Genomic DNA, 25,192 nt, shown 5'->3' on the forward strand with positions numbered 1-25,192 from the left:
ACCTATCCAACCGTCACCGGGAAACTGTCAAAGGCGGGGCGGGGGGGGGGGGGGGGGGGGGGGGGGGGGGGGGGGGGGGGCCCCGCCCCCCCCCCCCCGGGGGGGGGGGGGGGGGGGGGGCCCCCCCCCCCCCCCCCCCCCCCCCCCCCCCCCCCCCCCCCCCCGCCAAACCAGCAGAAACCCAGAGCCGCTTTGGCTTTGGCTTTGGCTTTGGCTTTGGCTTTGGCTTTGGCTTTGGCTTTGGCCGTTGCCGGCCAGCGGCCGGCACTACAGCAGGTGCAGGGCGCAGCCCTGCCGCCCCACCCTCCCCTGCGCACGAAAACGATTTCACTGCTTTCAGCAAACCGTCACGCCTTCGCCACGCCAGTACCATATTGCGGAGCAGCATGCGCCCGCGGGCGACCCATGCTAAAAAACGCCCGCCCATCGCTTAGATCGATCCAAGAGCGACACTGCGATGGCCGGGAGTTGGGGGAGCAGCAACAGGACGTACCAGGCCACGCGCACGGTGCTACTGCCACTGCATGGCAATAGCGACAATGTCACTTCAAATTAGATCGATTCAAGTTGTCCGTGCCACGTCACCGGATCAATCCAGGAGAGAGGGAGAGATGGGAATGAAGCATTCAACACGTACGCACGGCCAGGACGCCTTGTCACTGGCCATCGCGCTGGCCCTGGTCGCCGCCGTCATTCCGGCTGGCGCCGCCGCGCAGCAGGCCGCTTCCACCGGCTCGCAGGAAGCCACCAACCTGGACAGCGTCCAGGTCACCGGCTACCGCTACGCCATTGAAAAGAGTCTTGAGCAGAAGCGCGACGCCAACGCCGTGGTCGAAGTGATCACCGCCGAAGACGTCGGCAAGTTCCCCGACAAGAACGTGGCCGACGCTCTGCAGCGCGTGCCCGGCGTGGTCATCACCCGCAGTGGCGGCGAAGGCAAGAGCGTCAGCGTGCGTGGCCTGGCACCCGACCTGACCCTGACCCAGTTGAACGGCAACTACGTGGCCACGTCGGAAACCAACGACGAAGCCACCCGTTCGTTCAACTACACCCTGCTGCCGTCGAACATGCTGTCCAGTGCCGAGCTGTTCAAATCACCGGAAGCCCGCATCGATGAAGGCGGCATCGGCGGCACGGTCATCCTGCACACCCGCCGTCCGCTGGACATGGAGTCCAACTCGGGCTTCGTCACGCTCGAGGGCACCTCCTCCGATACCCACCACGATATCGACCCGCAGGCGTCGGCCCTGTATTCGTGGCACAGCAAGGACGAGCGTTTCGGCGTGCTGATCGGCGTGACGCAGCAGAAGCGCACCACCCGCACCATGGAAGCCAGCACCGAGGACTACCAGTGGTACGGCGCCGGCAAGGCGCGCGATGCCTATGGCAACGTGCAGGCGCAGGATGGCATCCACTACTGGTGGGGCAAGTCAGGCTTCAACAACCAGACCGGCGGCAACTACAGCGACTTCTTCATGCCGACGTCGGTCAACTTCGCGGTGAAGGAAGAGAAGCGCGAACGCAAGGGCGGCCAGCTGACCTTCCAGTTCAAGCCGGTCGACAACGTTACGATGACGGCAAACTACTTCCGCTTCGAGCTGCAGGGTGACTACACCCAGAACATGCTGAAGATTCCGGAATGGAGCATGGCCCGCTTCAACGGCGATGGAAACTGGGCCGGCGGCCGCCTGCTCAACGGCCTGGATTTCGATCCCAGCGGCAACACCGTCACCGGCGCCCAGTTCGAAAAGCTGGCCGGAAAGACCTACTACTGCAGCGAAGACCAGGCCAAGGCCGCTGGCCTCAAGCCCGGCGGCTGGGGCCCGGACGACTGCACGGTTCCGACGCCGCAGCTGACCGGTGGCTACAGCAAGGAAAAGGCACTCTCGCAGACCGCTGACCTGACCATCGACTGGGACATCAGCCCGCTGTGGAAGGCCTCGTTCACCGGTGGCCGCACCTGGTCCGAAGGTGGTCCGTCGATGAACTTCCGGATGTCGGCCAAGCCGCGCCGCAAGGTCGGCAACGATTACCTGTCGGGCAACCTGTACAGCGCCTGGGACCTGACCGGTACGCCGTCGGCCACCTTCTCGCCCGACCTGCAGCAGCAGCTGATGAACGGCATCGCCGAAGTCGACACCGGCTCGACCGATTCGTCGTGGAAGCGCACCGAGGTCAAGCAGAACTACTTCCAGGCCGACGTCACCAAGCTGTTCGAGTCCGGCTGGCTGGACTCGATCCAGTTCGGCGCCAAGTACCGTGACGGCAAGGTCCATCGCAATACCGGCAACACCTACTGGGTGTGCCCGGGCCGCGACCCGGCCGACTATGACAACAGCCGCTACCAGAGTGGCTGCGATCCGACTGCGGGCGACGCGCAGCCGGGCTTCTTCCTGTCCAATCCGATCAGCAACATCGCGGGCGGCTTCAATGCCAACGTGTTCCCGGGCATCAACTACCCGGCCTACATCGATTACCTGAACAAGACCTACGGTGGTTCTCACAACCGCACCGAGGAAGACTTCGTCTACAACGTCAACGAGAAGATCTACTCCGGCTACTTCCAGGCCAACTTCCGCACCGAACGCGTGCGCGGCAATGTCGGCGTGCGCGTGGTGCGCACCAAGCAGTTCGCGCAGTCCTCCGACTCGATCGAGAAGTTCAACGACTACTTCCTGGACAACGCGTCCGGCGCGCCGATGGCGTGCACCGACCCCGCCGCTGCGGCCTACCCGACCTACAGCTGCGAGAGCGGCTTCGTGCGCCTGCCGCATGACCTGGCGCAGAGCAAGACCTACAGCCTGATCGGCGTGGACCGCACCTACACCGACGTGCTGCCGAGTTTCAACATTGCATGGGACATCACCGACACGCTGGTGCTGCGTGGTGCCGCATCGAAGGTGATCGCCCGCCCTGGCTACACCGACATCGCAGCACCGGGCGCACTGAGCTACTACAGCGAGGAGTACGTCAATGATCGCCGCGTTGCCGGTGGCGCATCGACCGCAGGCTGGGTCGGCCAGGGCAGCAACAAGCAGCTGGAGCCGTTCAAGGCCACCCAGTTCGACCTGGGCCTGGAGTGGTACTTCCAGCCGGGCGCGGTCGCCGGCGTCAGCCTGTTCCGCAAGAACGTGGACAACTTCACCCTGCCGGTGGTGCGCGACACGCCCATGGTCATCAACGGTGAAGCGGTGAACGTGCAGCGCTACGAGACCCAGGCCAATGGCCGCGATGGTGTGTCGCAGGGCGTCGAGCTGTATGGCCAGTACACCTTCGATTTCGGCTTCGGCGTGCAGGCCAACTACACCTACAACGACACCAACCTGGCGTCCATTGTTCTGGACGGGCAGGAAATCGGCTCCTCGCCGCTGGTCGGCAGCGCCAAGAACCAGGCCAACGTGACGGTCTTCTACGAGAACGAGAAGTTCCTCGCGCGCGCCTCGTTCAACCGTCGCGGCCAGGTGGTCGGTGGGCTCAACAATGGCCTCACCGTCTACACCGAGCCGTATGACCAGCTGGACCTGAACGTGGCCTACAACCTGACCCCGGACTGGACCCTGACCGCCTCGGTGATCAATGCCACCAAGTCCGAGCAGCGCGTGCACCTGGGCAGCGACACCAAGGCACGCCTGATCTCCAATACCTACGCAGGCCGCCAGCTGTACTTCGGCGCTACCTGGAAGTTCTAAGGCAACACCGGGTTGCCCGGGCGCGCTCCGGTGCAACCCACGCCCCGCCCTGGCGGGGACGTTCCTCCACGGCAGCCGCGCTGGTACAGGTGGCTGCCGTTTTCATTGGTGCTTTGTCTTCGGTTCAGTCCTGCGCTTGACCCTGCCAATGTTGGAAGGTGCACACTGGCGCCACCCCAAGAGCACCGAAGGAGCTACAGATGGAATTCCACGTGGAAGGCATGACCTGCGGCGGCTGCGCACGCAGCGTGACCAAGGCGATCGAGCTGGTCGATCCGCAGGCCAGCGTGCAGGCAGATCCCGCCAGCCGTCGCGTGCAGGTACAGACCTCGGCCAGCGAAGCGCAGATCGTGGCGGCGCTGACCGATGCAGGCTTCCCGCCGCGCACGGCCTGATCCCCTAGCCTGCGCCTGCAACGAAAACCCGCCCGGTGCAGCTGCACCGGGCGGGTTTTTCATGTATGCAACGCCAGGTCAGTGCTTGTGCGTGCGGCGCCGTACTGCACCGGTCTTCGCGGTCTCCGGCGGTGCCAGGGTCTCTTCGTCCTCGCCCAGCCGCTGCAGGATCGGGCATTCCGGGCGCTCATCGCCCGCACAGCAGCTGATCAACGACTTCAGCGTGTCGGCCATCTGCCGCATGCTTTCGATACGCTGCTCCAGGTCGGCGATGTGCTGTTCGGCAAGATGCTTGACGTCGGCACTGTGCCGCGAGGTGTCGTTCCACAGGCCGAGCAGATCGGTGATCTCGGCCACCTGGAAGCCAAGATCGCGCGCGCGGCGAATGAAGCGCAGGCGGTGGATGTCCGCCTGCGAATATGCCCGGTAGCCGGACTCGGTGCGATCGGCCGCAGGAATCAGGCCGATCTGTTCGTAGTAGCGGATCATCTTCGCCGAAACGCTGGAGGCCTTGGCAGCTTCACCGATGTTCATGCGGTTCTCCTTCAGTGGCTCGCAGCGGGGGCATCCGCCATCGGCGGCTGGAAGCGGCGCAGGCGCAGTGCGTTGCCCAGCACGAACACGCTGGACAGTGCCATCGCACCGGCGGCGAACACCGGCGAGAGCAGCACACCCCATACCGGGTACAGCACGCCGGCCGCCACCGGAATCAATGCGGTGTTGTAGGCGAAGGCCCAGAACAGGTTCTGCCGGATGTTGCCCAGCGTTGCCTTCGAAAGCGCGATGGCATTCGGCACGCCCTGCAGGTTGCCCGACATCAGCACCACATCGGCCGACTCCACCGCGATATCGGTGCCGGTGCCGATGGCCAGGCCGACATCGGCTTCGGCCAGTGCCGGCGCATCGTTGATGCCGTCACCAACGAAGGCGACATGGCCATGGGTGGCCTTCAAACGGCGCACCGCTTCGACCTTGCCTTCCGGCAGCACCTCGGCCACGACTTCATCGATACCGAGCTGGCGTGCGATCGCCTGCGCGGTGCCGGCATTGTCACCGGTGATCATCGCCACCTTCAGGCCGAGCTGGTGCAGTGCCGCGATCGCGGCCGGCGTGCTCGGCTTGATCGGATCGGATACTGCGATGATCGCTGCCAGGCGTCCATCGATGGCCGCGTACAACGGCGACTTGCCCTGCGCGCCGAGTTCGGCCGCCAGCGCCGCAAATGCGGTGATATCCACGCCCAGGTCGCGCATGAAGCGATCAGCACCGACCTCCACACGCGCACCCTCCACGCTGGCACGTACACCCATGCCGGTGACCGACTCGAAATCAATCATCGACGGCAATGCGATGCCCTGCTCGGTGGCTGCATCGACAATGGCGCGGGCGATCGGATGCTCCGAACGTGATTCCACGGTGGCGACGGCGGCCAGCACTGTGGCGCGATCAAAGCCGTCGGCGATCTCCAGGTCGGTCAGGCGCGGGCGGCCTTCGGTCAGCGTGCCGGTCTTGTCCACCGCCACCACCTGCGCGTCCTTCAGCAACTGCAGTGCTTCACCCTTGCGGAACAGCACGCCCATCTCGGCGCCACGACCGGTTCCGACCATGATCGACGTCGGCGTGGCCAGACCCATTGCACATGGGCAGGCGATGATCAGCACCGCCACCGCATTGACCAGCGCGAAGCTCAGCGCCGGCGATGGGCCGAAGATCAACCAGACCGCGAAGGTCGCCAGTGCGGCCAGCATCACCGCCGGCACGAACCACAGGGTGACCTTGTCGACCACCGCCTGGATCGGCAGCTTCGAGCCCTGTGCCTGTTCGACCATGCGGATGATCTGCGCCAGCATGGTCTGCGCGCCCACCGCCGTGGCACGCACGGTCAGTGCACCTTTCTGGTTGACCGTGCCGCCGACCACGCTGCTGCCCGGCTGCTTCTCGACCGGAATCGGTTCGCCACTGATCATCGACTCGTCGATGTAGCTGCGCCCCTCGATCACCTCGCCATCGACCGGCACGCGCTCGCCCGGGCGCACTTCCACCACATCGCCGCTCAGAACCTCGTTGACCGGGATCTCGATCGTGCGGCCGTCACGGATCACATGCGCGACCTTGGCCTGCAGGTTGACCAGGCGCTTGATCGCCTCCGAGGTACGGCCCTTCGCGCGCGCCTCAAGGAAGCGGCCGAGCAGGATCAGCGCGACGATCACCGCCGCTGCTTCGTAGTAGACGTTCACCGTGCCCGGCGGCAGCAACCGCGGTGCAAAGGTCGCCACTACCGAGTAACCGAACGCTGCGGCGGTACCCACCGCCACCAGCGAGTTCATGTCCGGCGCCAGCCGCAGCAGTGCCGGGAAACCCTTCTGGTAGAAACGGCGGCCGGGAATGGCCAGCACCAGCAGGGTCAGTACGAACTGCAGGTACCAGCTGGTCTGCATGCCGAGGGTGGCCATCACCCATTCGTGCATGCCGGGAATCAGGTGCGAACCCATTTCCAGCACGAACACCGGAAGTGCAAGTGCGGTGGCCACGATCAGGTCGCGTTTCAGTTCGGCGCGCTCGGCATCCTTCTTCTCCGCAGCTTCGTCATCGGACTGAACGCCCGCTTCGATGGCATGGGCGGCATAACCGACCTTGTCGATGGCCGCTATCAGCGCGTCTACGCCCGCAACGCCGCGCACGGTCGCACGCTCCGTGGCCAGGTTGACGCTGGCCTGGCTGACGCCCGGTACCGCCAGCAGCGCGCGCTCGACGCGGCCGACGCAGGAGGCACAGGTCATGCCTTCCACTGCCAGCTCGATGGTGCCGGCCGGCACGTCATAACCCACCCGCTCCACCGCCTGGATCAGCGCGGCGCGATCGACCGGACCGGACGCGCGGATATCCGCACGTTCGGTGGCCAGATTGACCGAAACACTGCCGACGCCCTCGACCTTGGACAGCGCCGCTTCGACACGACCGACGCAGCTGGCGCAGGTCATACCCTCGATGGGCAGGCTGATGGTGGACGGGCTTGCGGGGACTGCAGTGGCGCGGGGCGTGCTCATGATCGGATTCCCGGGGTTCCTTCTGGATGCGGACAGGCTAAACCTTGCCATCGTGGGAAGGTCAAATCCAGCCACCCCGGGGTTCATGAAGGGGTTCATCCACGCATGGCGTGGATCTGCCGAGCGGACGGAGGCGCCAGGCGGATCAAGCCCGGCGCCCCCGCAGGTCTGCTCAGAAGGTGAACACGTACTCCAGCGCGAACTCGCGGCCAACCGCGCCGAGCAGGCGGGTCGGGGCGAAATCGTAGTCCAGCTTGTACGGGTCCTTGTGGTTCCAGCTGGCGGAGTTGAACGCGTTGTTGACGTAGACGTTGACCTTGGCGTGCTCGGTCACCTGGTAGCCCACGTTGAAGTTCCAGGTGATGAACGGCCCGACCCGCCCGTAGTAGCGCGCCGTCTGCTGGCCGGCATTGGGATTCGGATTCGGCGAGCCGTCCGGACGCGTGGCCGGCTCCAGGCAGTTGAGCGACGGGCTGTCGCTGGGCACGTAACCATCGGCGAACGGCAGGCAGCCGCCAGGATTGTCCAGGCGATCGGTGCCCCAGTGGTAGCGCACGCCCGGCACCGAACCGATGCGATCGGCATAGACATTGGCATTCCAATTGCCACGCTGCCAGGCCAGGCTCGCGCGCAGCTTGCTGCGCAGGTCGCGGTCACGACGCTCCGGGTTCGGATCGTTGGCGTAACGCTGTTCCTTGGTCGAGATCTGGTTGGTGTAGTTCAGGCCGAGCTGGAAGCTGCCCCACTGCGCGGTTTCCAGGCGATAGCGCGCGGTCAGGTCGATGCCGCGCACTTCGCGGCTGGCCAGGTTGAACGGGCCACGTTCAATCGATACCAGGTGGCCGTTGCTGTCACGGTTCACGCGGGCCAGGATGCCGGCGCAATACTCGCCACCGGCCGGATTGGCCCACGGCGTACCGTCCATGTTCTTGCCGGTCAGGCAGCCCGCTTCGCTGGCCAGCACCTCGTCGGCGCCAACGTCGACGATCATGTCTTCCAGCTTGATTGCCCAGTAGTCGGCACTGACCGACAGATTGGGCATCACGTCCCAGACGAAACCGACCGTCCACGAATCACCGGTCTCAGAGCGCAGCAGCGGCGTGCCACGCCGGTTCACGTCGAACGTGTACCAGACATCGGTATTGCCCACGCCACAGTTGTTGACCAGGTACGCGCCGCTCTGGATGCAGCGCAGGCGGTCATAGGTCTGCACTTCGGAGCTGCTGGGCTGGCCCAGCAGGTAGTGCATGTCCGGCGCATGGAAGCTGGTGGCATAGGAGCCACGCACCAGCAGCGACTCCACCGGGCGCCATTCCAGGCCGACATTCCAGGTGGTCTCCTTCTGGCTGCCGATGTCCAGCGCTTCGCCGCTGTTGTCAGCCTTGTAGCTGCCATAGCGGTCATAGCGCGCGGCCGCAGTGGCGGTCACGCTTTCCAGCAGCGGGATCTTGAACTCGACGCCGGCCGAATAGCGGGTACGCTCGCCGCCACCGCGATCGACGTTCTGCAGGTCGAAATCGATGCCGGCGCGTGGATCCGGACTGAGGTGGTAGCCCTGCTGCGCGACTTCGGCCACCGCCGCGAACGAGATCGGGCCGGCCCAGCCCTGGAACAGCTCGCCGGTGATGTCCGCCGACGCCTGGTTGACCCATGAGGACGCACGGTTGTTCGCCACCGTGCCCATCTGCCAGTACTGGTCCGGCGTCAGCGGGTTCCACCAGCGCGATTCGTTCAACGCATAGATCGCCTCGCCGTCGGCGGTAGTGCCCAGCTTCGGGCCTAGGAAATAGTCGTACGACTTCTGCTTGTCGACCACGTTCTGCCGCTCTTCGACGCGGTAGTAGGAACGGCCCACCGTGGCGCTCCAGTCGAAGCGATCGGCCAGGCGACCACGCAGGCCCGCACTCCAGTCCCAGGACAGTTCGCGGTTGGTGTTGCGCAGCGTATCCAGGCCGCCCACCTCGTTCGGGGTGAACTGGCGCACGCCGAGGATCGGGCGGTTGCGGTTGGCGTCCCAGTAGTAGCCGTTGTCATCGTCGATCAGCGACACGCCGGGCGGATTGGTGCCCCAGATCGCTTCGGAGCGGTACACCGCCAGGTTGGTCCAGGCCTGCAGGTCATTGCTGAAATCGAAGGTGGCATACAGGTTGCCGGACACGTTCTCGGCACCGCCGGTGAGCAGCCAGTTGGCGTAGTCGGCGCTCATGCCGCACAGGCGGCCGGTGTTGGTGATGGTGTTGGCGGCGTAGTTGTAGACCAGGCGATCGGCGGTGTAGTACTCGCCATCGAACTTCTCGCAGGTGCCGGTGGGCGGCGCCAGGCGCTGGCCGGTGGTGGGATCGATCAGCGCCAGGCCGGCGGTGGGACGGAAGCCGACCTTGCGTTGTTCCATGTTCCAGGACGGGTACGGCGCATCGTCGGCATCGTCCATCTGCGGACGGTCACGTCCGAACAGCGGATCGCGCTTGGTGTACTGCAGCGCGTAGGTCACGCTCCAGTTGTCGCCGGTCTTGCCGCCGGCCCAGGACAGATCCCAGGTATCGCGACCGCCTTCGGTGGAGGTGCCGCCGCGCACGCGCACTTCGTCGCCGTCGTAGTTCGTCTTCAGGATGACGTTGACCACGCCGGCGATCGCATCCGAGCCATAGATGGCCGAGGCGCCACCGGTCAGCACTTCGATGCGCTCCACCGCGGCAGCGGGAATGTTGCCGTAGTTGGAGAAGTTGGTTTCGCCACCGTAGGGCAGCGGGTAGTCGGCCACGCGGCGGCCGTTGACCAGCAGCAGCGAGCGGTTCGGGCCCATCCCGCGCAGGTTCAGGCCGCTGGCATTGGGCGTGTGCGATCCCCACTGCGAGGCCGCTTCAACGGTGCCGGTGGCTTCAGTGAGCGTCTTCAACGCGTCGTAAACGCTGACGAAGCCTTCCTTCTGGATCTGTGCGGCGGTGATCACGTTGACCGGCGCTGGGCCTTCAACGCTGGCGCGCTTGATGCGCGAACCGGTGACGGTGACCGCGTCGAGATCCTTGGTGGACGAGTTGACGGCCTCCTGCGCGCTGGCCGCCAGGGGCAACAGGGCCAGGACCAAGGCCTGGGACAGCAGGTGACGACGCTTGCGGACGATCTGAGCCATGGGTGGTTGCTCTTCGAAAGTGTGGACGCACGGACGGGTGGTGGCGCGGCACTACGGCTGATCCGGGCACCTGGATCGGTTCAAGACCGTCCCGACACCCTCCCCTGTGGATCGATCCAAACTAAAGCACAGCTGAACCGCGCCGGGCATGCGGCGACGCAGCAACACCTGGCGCAATGCCGTTATCGGCTGCAGGTATCCAAAACAATCAACGGGTTGCGAAACATCGCTGAGAATGCGGAGCACACGTCAATGACACGATCGCGACAATCGTGCGCGGAACTATTTTGTCCGTGGCGGGCCGGCGTACGGGGTCGGATCCCCTCACGGAGGGGCTCTGACCCGACTGCATCCAGATGGGGTCAGAGCCCTTCTGCGAAGGGATCCGACCCGGGGCTTGCGATCAGGCGTCCAGCGCCTGCCGCAGCGCGGCTACGGTGGCGGTGGCGGTCTGGCTCCAGTCCGGGTCCAGTCCGCGCAGCGCCGGGTTCTGGAACTGCATGGCCGAGCGGCGCAGGCCCTTGGCCGAGGCGTGCAGTTCGGTGCAGCCGGTCTGCCTTGCCACGGTAGCGATGTTGCCCGGTGCCAATCCGGCACCAGCCATCACCGTAATGCGGCCCGCTGCCTGGGTAACGAGGCCTGCCAGCACATCGGCACCGGCCTCGGCGCTGACCTGGCCACCCGAGGTCAGCACGCGCTGGCAACCCAGCCCGATCACCTGCTCGAGCGCCGCCGGCAGATCGCGGGCAGCGTCGAAGGCGCGATGGAAGGTCACCTGCAACGGCCCGGCAGCCTGCACCAGCTCGCGGCACAGCGCCACGTCGATCCCGCCCTGTACATCCAGCGCGCCGATCACCACGCCATCGCAGCCCAGCGCACGGCACTGCGCGATGTCACGCAGCATCAGTTCGGTTTCCAGTGCGTCGTAGTGGAAGTCGCCCGGGCGTGGCCGCACCAGCACGAACAGCGGAATCGACAGGCGTTCGCGGGCGATCGCGATGCTGGCGAACGACGGCGTGGTGCCGCCCTCGGCCAGGTTGTCGAACAGCTCGATGCGGTCGGCGCCGCCGGCCTGTGCCGCCAGCGCCGAAGCCAGCGAGTTGCTGGCGATCTCCAGGGTGAGCCGCGTGCTCACGCCTGGGTGCTCGTGTAGATCGATGGCGAATCACGCAGGTCATCCTGGCGCTGCGCATCGCAGACCGCGTAGACGAAGCCGCGATGCAACGCGTAGGCGCCCACCTCGCCCTGCTTGTTCATGGCCAGGAAGCACACCTGCAGTGTCTTGCTCGCTTCGGGGCGCTTGCGCACCACGCGGTCGATCGCTTCGCGGCAGGCCTGCGCCGGCGAGCGCCCCTGGCGCATCAGCTCGACCACCAGGAACGAGGCGGCGTTGCGGATCATCTCTTCACCCACGCCCGAAGCAGTGGCCGCGCCCACGTCGTTGTCGACGTACAGGCCAGCACCGATGATCGGACTGTCGCCAACGCGGCCGTGCAGTTTCCACGCCATGCCGCTGGTGGTGCAGGCACCGGCCAGATGGCCCTTGGCATCCAGTGCCAGCATGCCGATGGTGTCGTGGTTGTCGCTGTTGCCGGGGATACCACGGCGCTCGGCATTGATCTGTGGCTGGTACTTCTCGGTCTTCAACCACTCGCGCCAGGCGGCTTCGGCCTGCGGCGTCAGCAGGTGCTTGCGCTCGAAACCCTGCTGCACCGCGAACTGCTGCGCACCCTCGCCCACCAGCAGCACGTGCGGGCTGTTCTCCATCACTTTGCGGGCCACCGACACCGGATGCAGGATGTCGACCAGCGCGGCCACTGCACCACAGCGGCCATCGCCGTCCATGATGCTCGCGTCCAGGCTCAGCACGCCGTCGCGATCCGGGTTGCCACAATGGCCGACGGTGGGGTTGCACAGCTCGCTCTCGGCCCAGCGTGCACCCGCCTCCACCGCATCCAGCGCGCTGCCACCCTGTGCCAGCACCTTCCATGCGGCCTGGTTGGCCGGCACGCCGAAGTCCCAGGTCGAAACCACCCTGGCCCCCCCCTGCGTGCGCGCATGCACGCCCGGCAATGCCGCCATGCCTGCGGCCAGTGCACCGGCCTGCAGGAACTGCCTGCGATCCACCATCTTCCCCTCCCAGTCTGCAATGCATGGCCGGCCCGATGCCGGCCCTGCCGATCAGTCGTGCGTGGGTTGCCGCGCTGCGTGCCAGACCGCTGCACCGAGCACGCCCAGCTGGCCGTGCTCCACCCGCCATACCGGCACCTGGCGCAGCACCTCGGTCAGCACGCCCTTGTTGAGGAAGCGCTCACGGAAGCGGCCATCGGCCAGGAAATCCTGCACATGCGCGGAAATGCCCCCGGCCAGGTATACCGAGCGCGCGCCGACGGCGATCGCCGCGTCGCCGGCCAGGCTGCCCAGCCAGGCACAGAACACCTGCAACGTTTCCACAGCAAGCGCGTCCTCGCCACTGCGCGCGGCGCCGATCAGTGCCTCGGTGCTGGTCCACACCGGGGTGACGCCGCGCAGTTCGCACAGGCACGGATACAGGTTCATCAGGCCGCTGCCGGAAAGCACCCGTTCGTTGTCCACGTGCGGCCAGCGCTGCAGCAGTTTGCCCAGCACCTGCAGTTCCAGCGCGTTGCCGGCGCCGAGCGCGGCATGGCCGATCTCGCTGGCCAGCACCGGGCGCTCGCCATCGGCGAAACGCAGCGCGGCACCCAGGCCGGTACCGGCACCCAGCACCAGCGCCGGGAAGGCCTGCGCCGGATCGGCGTCGCCATTCAGTGGGACCAGGGTTTCCGGCTGCAGGTACGGGATAGCCAGCGCCACCGCTTCGAAATCATTGATCAGCTGCAGTTCGCGCAGGCCGGACTGTTCGCGCGTGGTCGACAGCGAGACCGTCCACGGCAGGTTCGAGTTGATCAGCACATCGCCATCGAGCAGGCCGGCGATGGCCACAACCGCGGTCTGCACCGGCTGACCAAGGCCTTCGGTGAAATCGGCCAGGATCGCGGCCAGGCTGGGGTGCTCGGCGCAGGCATAGGTGCGATGGCTGCCCAGCCGCGGCGCGTGGCCGGGTTGGGTCTCAGCCAAGGCCAGGCGGGCGAAGGTGCCGCCGACATCGGCAACGACCAGATGGCGCGGAAGACCGCCGCGGGCGGAGTCGGAGGAAACCGGGGACGCTGCTGCGATGGTCACGCTGGCCTGCTTGGATCGATTGAATCGCCCCGATTCTCAGGCATCGGGGCGGCTTTGCCTAGCACGCCGATGGTTCAGGTTGGCCTACATGCCTTCCTGTTCGGCCACCTGCACACCATCCACCAGCACGCGCAGGCGCTGCGGGCGGAAGCCGGCAAACAGCAGTGGCCGGGTGCGCTCGACCAGCACTTCGTGGCCGGCGATGTGACGCAGCCACGACTGTACCAGCGAGAACGAGAAGTGGGTGCCCGGATGCAGCGGGTGTTGCACCCAGACCTTCTCGGTAGCGCTCTGCAGCAGCATCGCGCCGGTGAACCAGTGGCGGCTGAGGGTCACCGGCGTAGTGCCGGCCATGAAGCGGATATCCATGCGGGGTCCTTTCGCGTTGGGCAGCGACGCCCTTGGATCAGGGCTGGGCAGTCTGCAGGCTGTAGCTGGTGGTGGCGGTGAACACTGCACCATCAGGCTGGGTGGATCGTACCTCGACCTTGTGGCTGCCCACGGCCAGATCGGTCGGCAACGCGCCGCGCCACAGGTGCGGCGATGCAGTGGCCTCCGGCGAACGGTCGTAACCGCGCAGGTTGTTGGCAAGATCGTCGGCCACGTTCTCCACCATCAGGCGCGGATCGGGCTGGCTGACCTGCTTCATCGGCTGCCAGGCACCGCCATCGACGCGGTACTCGACCACGCTGGCGTCCTCACCCATGTAGACGTTGGCATAGATGCCCCAGGCCGGGTAGGCGCCCTGGCGCAGCACCTTGGGTGCATGCAGGCCGATCTGCTCGCTGGCCGGCTGGCCGGCCACGCGGTACTGCAGGCGATAGCTGCCGTTGCCGGCCACGTCGAGCAATGCATAGCCCTTCGGCGTGCCGTCGCTCATGGTGCTGTCCGGCACGCCGGCGGCATTCTTGACGCCCGACCAGAACGCACCGCAGTTGGCACCGACGTTGTATTCGTGCAGCGGCTTGTCGCCGTTCCAGCCCTCGGCCTTGCCGTGGTAGACGTGCTGCTGGGTGTGGCTGTGGCCGCTGAGCACCAGCACGTTGCGGAAGTCCTTCAACAGGTCGAACAGGCGCTGGCGATCGGCGTGGCGGAAGGTCTCGCGCCCCGGCGCGGCGTCGAACAGCGGGATGTGCATGCCCAGCACCAGCAGGCGATCCTTGTGCAGGCCCTTCAGGTAGCTGGCAAGGAAGGCGAACTGGTCTTCGCGCAGGCCGCCGATGTACTTCGGCTTCGCCTTGGGGTCGTAGACCACGTCGTCCAGGAACACGAAGCTGGCGCCGCCCTCTTCCACCGCGTAGGTGTCCGGGCCATAGATGTTGCGCCAGCTGTCCAGCGAGTGTTCGTCGCTGGCCGCATCGAAGTCGAGGTCATGGTTGCCCGGCACGTGGAACCACGGCACGCCAAGCGCGGTGGTGACCTTGTTGATCGCCGGGTACAGGGTCAGGTCGTCGTTGACGATGTCACCCAGGGTGGTGCCCATGCGCGCCCTGGTCTGGCCAACCAGCGGCGCCACGATCGACTGCTGGTAGTAGCCGATGTCCTTCAGGCTGGCGGTCTGCGAATCGGTGAACACCAGCATCTGGAAACCACGGCGGCTGTCATGGCGATCCGACTGCAGGGCGAAATCCCAGTTGCGGGTGACGTCGCTGGTCGCGGCGATGCCACCGTACTTCAGTGCCGGTGAACCGTTCGGGCGGTAGTGGCGCCAGAACGAAGGCAGGCCGTCGGTGGCCTTCGGGAAAGCGTACGCATCAGGCTTGATCACAAATACGGTCTGGCCGTCGCGCACTGGCAGGCTGTAGCTGCCGTCGGCGGCGGTCTTGACGATGGTCTCGCCGTTGGAAACCTGCACCCCGGCCAGACCCGGATCGGTCGCACCGCGCCCCGGTTTGCCGTCGCGCTCCAGGTAGACCTTGCCGCTGACCACGGTATCCGCGGCCCAGGCCGGCGAGGTCAGCAACAGGCAGCACAGCCAGGCGGCAGGCAGTTTCATGGGCGGTCCGGGAAAGAAGAAGACCCCCTATTGTAGAGCCGAGCCATGCTCGGCTGCATTGCAGAGGTGGGTGCGGACCGTTGGTCCGCACGCCTTCCTCAACGGTGGCGCTTTTCCAGCACCGCCCGCGCATCATCCAGCGACAACCCGCGCGCACGCAGCAGCACCAGCAGGTGGTAGAGCAGGTCCGAGGCCTCGCCCAGCAGCGCCTCGTCGTCCTGCGCCACCGCCGCCAATGCGGTCTCCACACCCTCCTCGCCCACCTTCTGCGCGATGCGGCGAATGCCGCCCTCGAACAGGCTGGTGGTGTAGCTGCCCGGCGGGCGCTGGGCCTCGCGCATCGCCACCAGTTGGCCCAGCCCGCCCAGAAAGTCCTTCGGTGCCTGGTCGAAACAACTCTCGGCACCGGTATGGCAGGTTGGCCCCGCCGGGCGTGCCATCACCAGCAGCGTATCGGCATCACAGTCGACGCTGATCGACTGCACCACCAGCACGTTGCCGGACTGCTCGCCCTTGGTCCACAACCGCTGCTTGCTGCGGCTGAAGAAGGTCATGTGACCGATGGCCAGCGTGGCCGCCAGCGAATCGGCACTGACATAGCCCAGCATCAGCACCTGCAGGGTGTCGGCATCCTGCACCACCGCCGGCAGCAGGCCGTCGCCCTTGCCCCAGTCCAGCGCCTGCAGCGCATGCAGCGACGGCCTCACTTCAATAGACATCCCGCACCTCGATCTGCTGTCCGCGCAGGTAGCGCTTCAATTCTGGAATGGCGATGGCGCCGCTGTGGAACACACTGGCCGCCAACGCGCCGTCGACATCGGCCTGGTCGAAGGCCTCGGCGAAGTGCTCCATCGCACCGGCACCGCCGGAGGCGATCAGCGGCACCTGGCACAGGGCCCGCGCCTGCTGCAGCTGCACGACATCGTAGCCACGGCGTACGCCATCGCTGTCCATGCAGTTCAGCACGATCTCGCCAGCGCCACGTCGTTGTGCTTCGACGATCCAGTCCAGCGTGCGCAGCGGCACCGCCTGGGTCTTGTCCGGGTCGCCACTGAAGCGGCGCACCCGCCACTGGCCATCCGCCTCGCGAACCGAATCGACACCGACCACCACGCATTGCACGCCAAACTCGTCTGCCAACTCGGTGATCAGCTCCGGGCGGCCCAGCGCCGGCGAGTTGATCGACACCTTGTCGGCACCGGCGAACAGCACGCGGCGCGCGGTTTCCACGCTGTCGATGCCACCGGCCACGCAGAACGGAATATCGATCAGGCGTGCGATGCGCTCGATCCAGGCGACGTCGACTGAACGCGCCTCGGGGCTGGCGCCGATGTCATAGAACACCAGCTCGTCCGCCCCCTGGTCGCGATAGCGCTGCGCCAACTCGGCGATGTCGCCCATGTCGACGTGGTCGCGGAAGCGCACACCCTTGACCACGCGGCCATCACGCACGTCCAGGCACGGAATGATGCGGCGGCTCAACATGCCAGCGCCTCCGCCAGGTCCATGCGCTGCTCCAGCAGCGCCTTGCCGAGGATCGCACCGCCGCAACCTGCGGCACGGGCTTCTGTCACATCGGCCACGTCACGGATACCGCCGGAGGCCTGCACGGCCACGCCCGGCAGCAGCGCCGACAGGTGCTGGTAGAGGCTGATGTTGGGCCCGGCCAGCATGCCGTCGCGGGCGATGTCGGTGCACAACAGGTGGCGCATGCCGGCACGCGCATAACGCTGGGCCAGGTCATCCAGGGTCACGCCGGCGTTCTCGGTCCAGCCGTGCACCGGCAGCTGCCATTGGCCCTGGGCATCCTGGCGGGCATCCAGCGCGATGGTGATGCGCTCGGCACCGAACTCTTCCAGCCAGCCGACCACTTCGTCGGGGCGGCGTACTGCCAGCGAACCCACCACCACGCGGCCGGCGCCGGCATCGAGGATGCGCGCCACGTCGTCGCGGCCGCGCACGCCACCGCCGGTCTGCACCTGCAGCGGCGTCTGCGCACGGATCGACGCCAGCAGTGCCGCAAGGGTGTAGCCACCCGCACGCGCAGCGTCCAGGTCGACCAGATGCATCCACTGCGCGCCCTGCGCAGCGAAGGCCTGTGCACGCGGCAGCGGATCGTCGCCATACGAGGTTTCCTGCGCGTAGTCACCCTGGCGCAACCGCACCACGCGGCCGTCGCGGATATCCAGCGCGGGGTAGACGATGAAACTCATGCAGCAGTGCCCTCGAGGAAGTTGCGCAGCATCAGCGAACCGGTCTCGCCGGAGCGCTCGGGGTGGAACTGTGCGCCGTAGTAGCGCCCCTGCTCCACCACGGCAGTGAACAGGCCACCGTGGTCGCAGGCAGCAACAGTGTGGGTATTGAGTGGCGCCGCATAGCTGTGCACGAAGTAGGCGCTGGCGCGCTCCGGCACGCCTTGCAGCAGCAGCGATTCGCGCAGCGGGAGCAGGCGGTTCCAGCCCATGTGCGGCACACGGATGCCACAGGCCGGTACCAGCTTGCGCACCACGCCCGGAATCAAGCCCAGTGTCTCGACGCCGGCCTCCTCGGAGCGCTCGAACAGCAATTGCATGCCCAGGCAGATGCCCATCAGCGGCACCTCCAGTCGCTGCAGCGGTTCCACCAGGCCCTGCGCATGCAGGCGCTGCATTCCGGGACCAGCGGCGCCGACGCCGGGCAGGATCACCCGCTGCGCACCGACCAGACCGTCCGCATCGCGCACCAGCCGCACCGTCGCGCCCAGGCGCTCCAATGCGTAGCGCACCGAGCCCAGGTTGGCACCGCCGGCATCGATCAGCGCAACGTCGCTCACAGCGCCCCCTTGGTGCTCGGGAGTGCCCTGCCCTGGCGGGCCAATGCCGGGCGCAGCGCGCGCGCCAGTGCCTTGAAGCAGGCCTCGACCTTGTGGTGGTCGTTGTCGCCGCGCACCTGCAGGTTGAGGTTCAGGCCGCTGGCGTCGCACAGCGAACGGAAGAAGTGCGGCACCAGCTCGGTCGGCATATCGCCCACGCGCTCACGCTTGAACTCGCCCTCGAACACGAAATAGGGGCGGCCGCTGAAATCCAGCGCAGCGCTGGCCAGGGTCTCGTCCATCGGCAGGGTGAAGCCGTAGCGGCCGATGCCACGCTTGTCGCCCAGCGCCTCGCGCAGGGCCTGGCCCAATGCGAGACCGGTGTCTTCGATGGTGTGGTGCTCGTCGATGTGCAGGTCGCCCTCGGCCTGGATGTCCAGCGCGAAGCCGCCGTGCTTGCCGATCTGTTCCAGCATGTGGTCGAAGAACGGCAGTCCGGTGGCGATGCGCGCATCACCGGCACGGTCCAGATCCAGTTCAACGCGGATCTTCGTCTCCTTGGTGTTGCGCTGGACCACCGCGGTGCGTGGCGCGTCGGCCAGTGCGTGGGCGATGCCCGGCCAGTCCCACTCGCCACCGAACTGTTCGGTGCGCAGCTGGAAGCCACGGATGTTGAGGTTGTCGGCGAACTGCAGGTCGGTGATGCGGTCGCCGACCATGCCCGAGCGCGCCCAGTCGATGCTTCGGTCCTGCAGGTAGCCTGTCATCAAGCCGATGCCCGGCTTGCGGGTCGGCGCATTGTCCTGCGGCCAGCTGCAGTCGATCAGCACGTCACGGAAGGTGATGCCCTGGCTTTCGAAGATCTGCAGCATCAGGTCATTGGGGCCATCGAAGCTGGCGCGCGGGTAGCTGTCGCTGCCGAGGCCATCCTGATTGGTGACGATCACGAACTGGTAGCCGGCATCGCGCAGCTTCAGCAGCGCCGGGATCACCTGCGGCACGAAGCGCAGCTTCTCGTAGGCGTCGATCTGGAAATCGGACGGCTCCTCGATGAGGGTGCCGTCGCGGTCGATGAACAGGATTGGTGTCATGCTGCGGCCCTCCGCGCCGACAGGGCCGCAAGCACGCGGTCATTCTCTTCGGGGCTGCCGATACTGATGCGCAGTGCATCACCCAGCTGCGGCGCGGCGCGCTGGTCGCGCACCACCACACCGGCATCCAGCAAGGTGTCGAACGCTGCCTGCGCATCAGCGCAGCGGACCAGCAGGTAGTTGCCGGACGAGCGGTACACGCGACGAACGCCAGGCAGGCCCGGCAGCGCAGCGAACAGGCGTTCGCGCTCGGCGATGACCGTGGCCACGCGCTCGGCGGTACGTGCCAGTGCGGCCGGCTGCAGCGCCTGCACGGCCAGCTCGGCGCACGGGGTCGGCACCGGGTACGGCGCCTGGCAGCGCCGCAGTACGGCAATCAGTTCCGGCGCGGCGATCAGGGTGCCGATGCGCGCGGCCGCAAGTGCGTGCGCCTTCGACAACGTGCGCAGCACTGCCAGATTGGCGTGCGTGGCCAACAACGTGGTCGCCGACGGGCGCTGCGCGTACTCGACATAGGCCTCGTCCACCACCACCAGCGCTTGCCCGCGCAATGCAACCGCCACGCGTTCGACCTCATCCAGGGCGATGTCACTGCCGGCCGGGTTGGACGGTGAGCACAGGAACACCAGCTTGGCGTTGCGCGACTTTGCCGTATCGATCACAGCATCCAGATCGGCACGCAGGCCGTCTTCGGTATCCACCAGGGGCACTTCAATCAGTGCGGCGCCCTGCAAGCGCGCGCAGACCGCGTACATGCCAAACACCGGCGGCGTGACCAGCACGCCATCGCGGCCCGGCACGCACAGGGCACGCACCAGCAGATCAATGGCTTCGTCGCTGCCACGGCCGATAAGCAGCTGCGGCGGCGTCACGCCGTACAGCGCCGCCAGGCCCTCACGCAACGCCAGCGGCTGCGGTTCCGGATAGCGCCGGCTGTTGCCCGCCGCATCAGCCGGATTGGCCCAGGCCGACTCGTTGGCGTTCAACCAGACCTCGCCCTGCACCGCCGCGCTGCGCGCCGAGCTGTAGCCGGCGAAGGCCTGCAGATCCGGGCGCACCAGCGCCAGCACTTCATCAATGGCGGCGCTCATGCGGCGGCCTCCATGCGCAGGGCCACTGCACGCTCGTGCGCATCCAGCCCTTCGGCGCTGGCGATGACGCGTGCGCAGCCGCCGATTGCCGCCAGGCCGGCAGCGCTGGCGCTCTGCACGCTGATCAGGTTCTGGAAGCTGGCCACGCTGACGCCGCTGTAGGCACGCGCGGCACCCGCAGTGGGCAGCACGTGATTGGTGCCGCTGCAGTAGTCGCCCAGCGCTTCGGGGGTGTAATCGCCCAGGAACACCGAGCCGGCCGCCTGCACCTTGTCCAGCCACGCGCGCGGATCACGCAAGGCCAGGATCAGGTGCTCGGGCGCATAGCGGTTGCTGATCGCGAAGGCTTCGTCCAGCGAATCGACCTGGATCAGCCGCGACGCCGACAGCGCCTGGCGTGCGATCTGCTGGCGCGGCAGCAGGGCCACCTGGCGCTCCACCTCAGCCTCGACTGCCGCCAGCATCGCGGCATCATCGGTCAACAGCAGTACCTGCGAATCCGGACCATGCTCGGCCTGCGACAGCAGGTCGGCGGCAACGAACGCCGGATTTGCGCCGGCATCGGCGATCACCAGTACTTCGGAGGGACCAGCCGGCATGTCGATGGCGGCGGCGCCATCCTGTGCGACCTGCTGCTTGGCTTCGGTGACGAAGCTGTTGCCGGGCCCAAACAGCTTGTCACAAGCCGGAATGCTGGCCGTGCCATAGGCCATCGCGGCGATCGCCTGCGCACCACCCAGCTTGAACACGCGCTGCACGCCGGTCAGGCGCGCGGCTACCAGCACCGCCGGATCGGCGCTGCCATCGGCGCGCGGCGGCGTGCACAGCACCACCTGCGGGCAGCCGGCCAGCTGCGCCGGAACACCCAGCATCAACGCGGTGGACGGCAGCGGCGCACTGCCGGCCGGTACGTACAGGCCCACCCGGCCGATCGGACGCAGCATGCGTTCGCAGACCACGCCCGGTGCGGTTTCAATTGCATAGCCTTTGCCCATGCCCGCGGCGTGGAAGCGCGCGATGCGTTCGGCGGCTTCGACCATCGCCTGTCGCAGTTCGGCGGGCACGGCGGCTTCGGCAGCGGCAAATTCGGCTTCGGAAACTTCAAACGAAGCCAGCTCGACACCATCGAAGCGCGCGGTGATCGCACGCAGCGCGTCGTCGCCCTGTGTGCGCACCTGTGCGATCAGCGCGGCCACGGTATCGCGGGTCTGCTGCGCCACGGTCTGCACCGGGCGGGTCAATGCCGCGCTGCGCGCGGCCTCATCAAGTCGGGACCAGATCAGACGGTTCATGCCAGCGACCGCTCCACGCTCAGTACCATCAGGCCCCGCGCACCCGCGCGCTCGAGTTCCTCCATGCGCTGCCAGCTCAACGGCCCGGGGCACATGGTCTGCAGGCGCAGCGCGCCGCCATCGGCCGGCAACCGCACCAACGGCTCGGCATCGGCCAGCAGCTGCGCCAGCGCGTCGACGCGGTCCTCGCTGGCACGGAACATCAGCAGCTTGCGGTCCTGGCGCTGCACCACGCCGTCGAGGCGGCGCAGCAGCATCGCGCGCAGCGATGCACGTGCATCATCCGGCGCGCGCACCGCGCCGGCCAGCACCGCCTCGCTGTCGAGCAGGTTGTGCACCGGGGTCAGCTGGTTGGCGCGCAGGGTGGCGCCGCTGGAGACCAGATCGCAGATCAGGTCGGCGGTGCCGAGGCGCGGGGCGATTTCCACCGAACCGGACAGCTCGACCACCTGTGCGTCCACGCCCTGCTCGGCCAGCCACTGCTTGAGGATGGCCGGGTAGCTGGTGGCGATGCGGGTGCCGGCCAGCTGCGCCGGACCCTGCCACTGCCATTCCTCGGGCACCGCCAGCATCAGCCGGCACTGGCCGAAGCCCAGCCCGCGCAGCGCCTGGTAGGCGTCCGGCAGGCCGATCTGACGGCGTGCCGCGGCCTGTTCGTCCAGCTCGTTGCGGCCGACGATGCCGAGGTCGCAGACGCCGTCGGCGATCAGGCCGGGGATGTCGTCGTCGCGCACCAGCAGCAGGTCCACCGGCAGCGATTCGCCGTAGCAGAACAACTTGTCGCGGCTCTCGCGCCAGCTCAGGCCGCAGGCGCTGAGCAGGTTGCGCGCGGGTTCGGCCAGTCGGCCACTCTTCTGGATGGCGATACGCAGCCGGTCTCGTGCCGGCGCTGCCTGGGTTGCACTCATGGGGGATGTCTCGAAGTTCGGAACGGGGCGCGGATCAGCGCGAAGCAAGGCGGTCGATGGCGGCGGCATAGCCTCGATGGCCATGCTCGAGCGTGCGTGCCACCCGTCCGGTGGTGGTCACGCTGACGCCGGTGCGCTCGTGAATCTCGCGGTACGGCACGCCCTGCTGCAGCAGCGGCACCACTTTCCAGCGGTCAGCCATGGCTTCCAGCTCGGCCGGGGTGCACAGATCACGCAGGAAGGCTTCGACCTGTTCCGGCTCGCGCAGGGCGGCAAAGGCTTGGGCCAGGGCTTCCAGGTCGGCCTTCGGGTCTTTGGCGGCAATCTCGGGGCGGGCTTTCACGGGGTCGTTTCCATGCATCAATGTAATAGCGCGTTAGTACATTAGCGCATTCTTGCGCAGTGCGTCAAATCGAGGATTGAGGGGGCGGCAGGGCTGCTGCCCTGCACCCGCCAAGAGCCAGAGCAAAAGCAAATGCTGATTTGCTGAGCGTTGGCGGGGAGGGTCCGGTGGCAGGGGACGCCGTTAACCCATCCATGGGGGCTTGGTCGCGGCATCCATGCCGCTCACACCCCTGCCACCGGACCCTCCCCGCCTTCGACAGTTGGCCGCGATCTGCTGGATCTCGCTGGGAAAGTGATCGAGAACGGCTTTTGTAGAGTCGAGCCATGCTCGACTGCTGTTATCCACAAACGCAAAACGCCCACCAAAGGGCGGGCGTTCTGCTTTCAAATCAACAACCTGGCCCGACTCAGGGCAGACAGCGCACCTCCGCCTGCAGCGCCCCGCGCCGCAGGCATTCGCCGAACAAGCTGCCCTGCCGGCTCGGCAGGGACTGGATGTTCTCCAACGCCCCCCCCCCTCCCGCCCGGCACGTCCGCGAGGCCAGGGCCTGCAGATCGTCCTCCAGCTGTGCGCGGTCGATCGCATGGCAGCGATCAACCGCCAGCCGGTACTGCGCCGGCCCGATCCGCGTGCTGTGCAGCGCCGGGTCGCTCTGGCAGCCCGCCAGCAGAAGCACGCTCAGCACTCCTGCGGCGGCAGGCTTCACACCATCGCCTTGGACTGCTCCAGCTCCACCAGCAGGGTGCTGGCCAGCTCGTCGCGGGAGACTTCGAACTGCTGCTCGCGCAGCAGGTCCTTCACTGCCACCACGCCGCGCGCCAGTTCATCCTCACCCGCCAGCACCACGAAGCGGATGCCGGCCTTGGCCGCGTACTGGAACTGCTTGCCGATCTTCTTCGGCTCCATCTGCACTTCGGTGTTGATGCCACCGGCACGCAGGCGGCGGGCAATGTCCAGCGACTGCGGCATGCCCTGCTCGTCCATCAGCGCCACCAGCGCCTGTACGCTGCTGGCTTCGATGCCGTCGATCAGGCCGGCCTCGCGCAGCTGCCAGAACAGACGCGACAGGCCAATGGAGATACCCACACCCGGCAGCTTGGACTTGCTGTAGTGGCTGGCCAGGTCTTCGTAACGGCCGCCCGAGCAGATCGAGCCGATCTGCGGGTGGTCGGTCAGCGTGGTCTCATAGACGGTGCCGGTGTAGTAATCCAGACCGCGCGCGATGGAGAAGTTCAGGCAATACGCGGTTTCCGGCACGCCCAGCGCCTGCACCAGCTGCAGCACTTCGCGCAGTTCGGCGACGCCGGTACGCAGGATCTCCGAAGAACCGGCGTCGGCTTCCAGCGTCGCCAGCTGCGCCAGCGCATCGGCATGGCCCTGCGAACGCACGGCGACGAAGGCCAGGATCTTCTCGACCTGTTCTGCCGGGATGTTGAAGCCCTCGCCCACCAGCGTCTCGCGCACGTAGTCGGCGCCGCGCTTGTCCAGCTTGTCGACTTCGCGCAGCACCGCCAGCTGGCGCTCACCCTCGGCCACACCCAGGCTTTCAAAGAAGCCGCGCATCAGCTTGCGGTTGTTCAGCTGGATGCTGAAGTCACCGATGCGCAGTTCCGAGAACACCGCATGGATGACCGCCAGCACTTCGGCGTCGTAGCGCACGCTCAGGCTGTCCTTGCCGATCACGTCGATGTCGCACTGGTAGAACTCGCGGAAACGGCCGCGCTGGGCACGCTCGCCACGGTAGACGCGCTGCATCTGGTAACGGCGGAACGGGAAGGTCAGCTCGTGTTCGTGCTCGGCCACGTAGCGCGCCAGCGGCACGGTCAGGTCGAAGCGCAGCGCCATTTCCGGCAGCGAACGGTCACCCGATTCGGCGGCATTGGCCAGCGCACCGGTGGACTGCACAAAGTACACCTGGCGCTCGGTCTCGCCACCGGACTTGGTCAGCAGCACGTCGGACAGCTCGAACACCGGCGTCTCCACCGGCAGGAACCCGAAGCGCTCGTAGTTGCGGCGGATGACGTCCAGCATGCGCTGGAACGCAATCTGCTCGCGCGGCAGCAGTTCAAGGGTGCCGGGCGGGGTACGGGGCTTGATCACGGGCGGAACTCCTGCTGGAACGGGACGTGGGAGGGGGCGACATTCTAGCGCCCCCGCCTCGGGCAGGGTCGAACGGCCGCTTGAAGTATCATAAGGCCCTCCCCCGCCCGCG

21 protein-coding genes are annotated in these 25,192 nt (G+C 66.9%); 2 read left to right on the plus strand and 19 right to left on the minus strand.

Features of this window, described 5'->3' with window-relative positions; translation table 11 throughout:
* The first annotated feature begins 611 nt into the window (after positions 1-611).
* Positions 612-3,689 carry a TonB-dependent receptor gene (locus V3B25_RS07980; RefSeq protein ID WP_329810425.1) on the plus strand — a complete coding sequence of 1,026 codons (3,078 nt, stop codon included), beginning with the start codon at positions 612-614 and terminating at the stop codon, positions 3,687-3,689.
* Between the two features lie 200 nt (positions 3,690-3,889).
* On the plus strand, positions 3,890-4,084 hold the full coding sequence (locus V3B25_RS07985) for a heavy-metal-associated domain-containing protein (RefSeq protein WP_021204511.1): 195 nt from the start codon (positions 3,890-3,892) through the stop codon (positions 4,082-4,084).
* A gap of 78 nt (positions 4,085-4,162) precedes the next feature.
* On the opposite strand, the gene cueR is transcribed toward V3B25_RS07985, so the two are convergent.
* The 19 genes from cueR to hisS all read right to left on the minus strand — a co-directional run bounded on the left by cueR (position 4,163) and on the right by hisS (position 25,080).
* Positions 4,163-4,618, minus strand: coding sequence for a Cu(I)-responsive transcriptional regulator (gene cueR / locus V3B25_RS07990; protein ID WP_032129957.1), 456 nt, complete (start codon positions 4,616-4,618; stop codon positions 4,163-4,165).
* A gap of 11 nt (positions 4,619-4,629) precedes the next feature.
* A complete protein-coding gene (locus V3B25_RS07995) occupies positions 4,630-7,131 on the minus strand; it encodes a heavy metal translocating P-type ATPase (RefSeq protein ID WP_329810426.1) in 2,502 nt (833 codons plus the stop codon).
* A 172-nt stretch (positions 7,132-7,303) separates the two neighbouring features.
* A complete protein-coding gene (locus V3B25_RS08000) occupies positions 7,304-10,261 on the minus strand; it encodes a TonB-dependent receptor (RefSeq protein WP_329810427.1) in 2,958 nt (985 codons plus the stop codon).
* A 403-nt stretch (positions 10,262-10,664) separates the two neighbouring features.
* Positions 10,665-11,396: a copper homeostasis protein CutC gene (locus V3B25_RS08005; protein ID WP_032129954.1), complete on the minus strand. Its 732-nt coding sequence runs from the start codon at positions 11,394-11,396 to the stop codon at positions 10,665-10,667.
* On the minus strand, positions 11,393-12,391 hold the full coding sequence (locus tag V3B25_RS08010; protein WP_329810428.1) for a N(4)-(beta-N-acetylglucosaminyl)-L-asparaginase: 999 nt from the start codon (positions 12,389-12,391) through the stop codon (positions 11,393-11,395). Before V3B25_RS08010 ends, V3B25_RS08005 begins: the two co-directional genes overlap by 4 nt.
* Positions 12,392-12,442: 51 nt before the next feature.
* A complete protein-coding gene (locus V3B25_RS08015) occupies positions 12,443-13,465 on the minus strand; it encodes a glucokinase family protein (protein WP_329810429.1) in 1,023 nt (340 codons plus the stop codon).
* A gap of 84 nt (positions 13,466-13,549) precedes the next feature.
* Entirely contained in the window at positions 13,550-13,834 is a 285-nt protein-coding gene (locus tag V3B25_RS08020) for a hypothetical protein (protein WP_005409434.1), read from the minus strand.
* A gap of 37 nt (positions 13,835-13,871) precedes the next feature.
* Positions 13,872-15,461, minus strand: a complete 1,590-nt coding sequence (locus V3B25_RS08025; protein WP_329810430.1) for a calcineurin-like phosphoesterase family protein — start codon at positions 15,459-15,461, stop codon at positions 13,872-13,874.
* 98 nt (positions 15,462-15,559) lie between these two features.
* A complete protein-coding gene (hisIE, locus tag V3B25_RS08030; RefSeq protein WP_032129950.1) occupies positions 15,560-16,180 on the minus strand; it encodes a bifunctional phosphoribosyl-AMP cyclohydrolase/phosphoribosyl-ATP diphosphatase HisIE in 621 nt (206 codons plus the stop codon).
* A complete protein-coding gene (gene hisF, locus V3B25_RS08035) occupies positions 16,170-16,946 on the minus strand; it encodes an imidazole glycerol phosphate synthase subunit HisF (protein ID WP_005409431.1) in 777 nt (258 codons plus the stop codon). The genes hisIE and hisF overlap by 11 nt, the downstream gene beginning before the upstream one ends.
* Complete coding sequence (hisA, locus tag V3B25_RS08040) at positions 16,940-17,674, minus strand: 1-(5-phosphoribosyl)-5-[(5-phosphoribosylamino)methylideneamino]imidazole-4-carboxamide isomerase (protein WP_329810431.1); 735 nt, start codon at positions 17,672-17,674, stop codon at positions 16,940-16,942. Before hisA ends, hisF begins: the two co-directional genes overlap by 7 nt.
* On the minus strand, positions 17,671-18,273 hold the full coding sequence (gene hisH, locus V3B25_RS08045; protein ID WP_008268504.1) for an imidazole glycerol phosphate synthase subunit HisH: 603 nt from the start codon (positions 18,271-18,273) through the stop codon (positions 17,671-17,673). The genes hisA and hisH overlap by 4 nt, the downstream gene beginning before the upstream one ends.
* Positions 18,270-19,343, minus strand: a complete 1,074-nt coding sequence (hisB, locus tag V3B25_RS08050; protein ID WP_329810432.1) for a bifunctional histidinol-phosphatase/imidazoleglycerol-phosphate dehydratase HisB — start codon at positions 19,341-19,343, stop codon at positions 18,270-18,272. Before hisB ends, hisH begins: the two co-directional genes overlap by 4 nt.
* A complete protein-coding gene (hisC, locus tag V3B25_RS08055; protein ID WP_329810433.1) occupies positions 19,340-20,434 on the minus strand; it encodes a histidinol-phosphate transaminase in 1,095 nt (364 codons plus the stop codon). Before hisC ends, hisB begins: the two co-directional genes overlap by 4 nt.
* Positions 20,431-21,726, minus strand: a complete 1,296-nt coding sequence (gene hisD, locus V3B25_RS08060; RefSeq protein WP_329810434.1) for a histidinol dehydrogenase — start codon at positions 21,724-21,726, stop codon at positions 20,431-20,433. Before hisD ends, hisC begins: the two co-directional genes overlap by 4 nt.
* Positions 21,723-22,634 (minus strand): ATP phosphoribosyltransferase, encoded by a 912-nt coding sequence (hisG, locus tag V3B25_RS08065; RefSeq protein WP_329810435.1) that lies wholly within the window; start codon positions 22,632-22,634, stop codon positions 21,723-21,725. The genes hisD and hisG overlap by 4 nt, the downstream gene beginning before the upstream one ends.
* Positions 22,635-22,668: 34 nt before the next feature.
* Positions 22,669-22,977 (minus strand): YerC/YecD family TrpR-related protein, encoded by a 309-nt coding sequence (locus V3B25_RS08070; protein WP_088025802.1) that lies wholly within the window; start codon positions 22,975-22,977, stop codon positions 22,669-22,671.
* A gap of 409 nt (positions 22,978-23,386) precedes the next feature.
* Entirely contained in the window at positions 23,387-23,656 is a 270-nt protein-coding gene (locus V3B25_RS08075; RefSeq protein WP_329810436.1) for a hypothetical protein, read from the minus strand.
* A gap of 26 nt (positions 23,657-23,682) precedes the next feature.
* Positions 23,683-25,080: a histidine--tRNA ligase gene (hisS, locus tag V3B25_RS08080; RefSeq protein WP_014037003.1), complete on the minus strand. Its 1,398-nt coding sequence runs from the start codon at positions 25,078-25,080 to the stop codon at positions 23,683-23,685.
* Positions 25,081-25,192 lie beyond the last annotated feature (112 nt).

This window comes from Stenotrophomonas sp. SMYL8, from assembly GCF_036320065.1.
Lineage (GTDB): Bacteria > Pseudomonadota > Gammaproteobacteria > Xanthomonadales > Xanthomonadaceae > Stenotrophomonas > Stenotrophomonas maltophilia_A.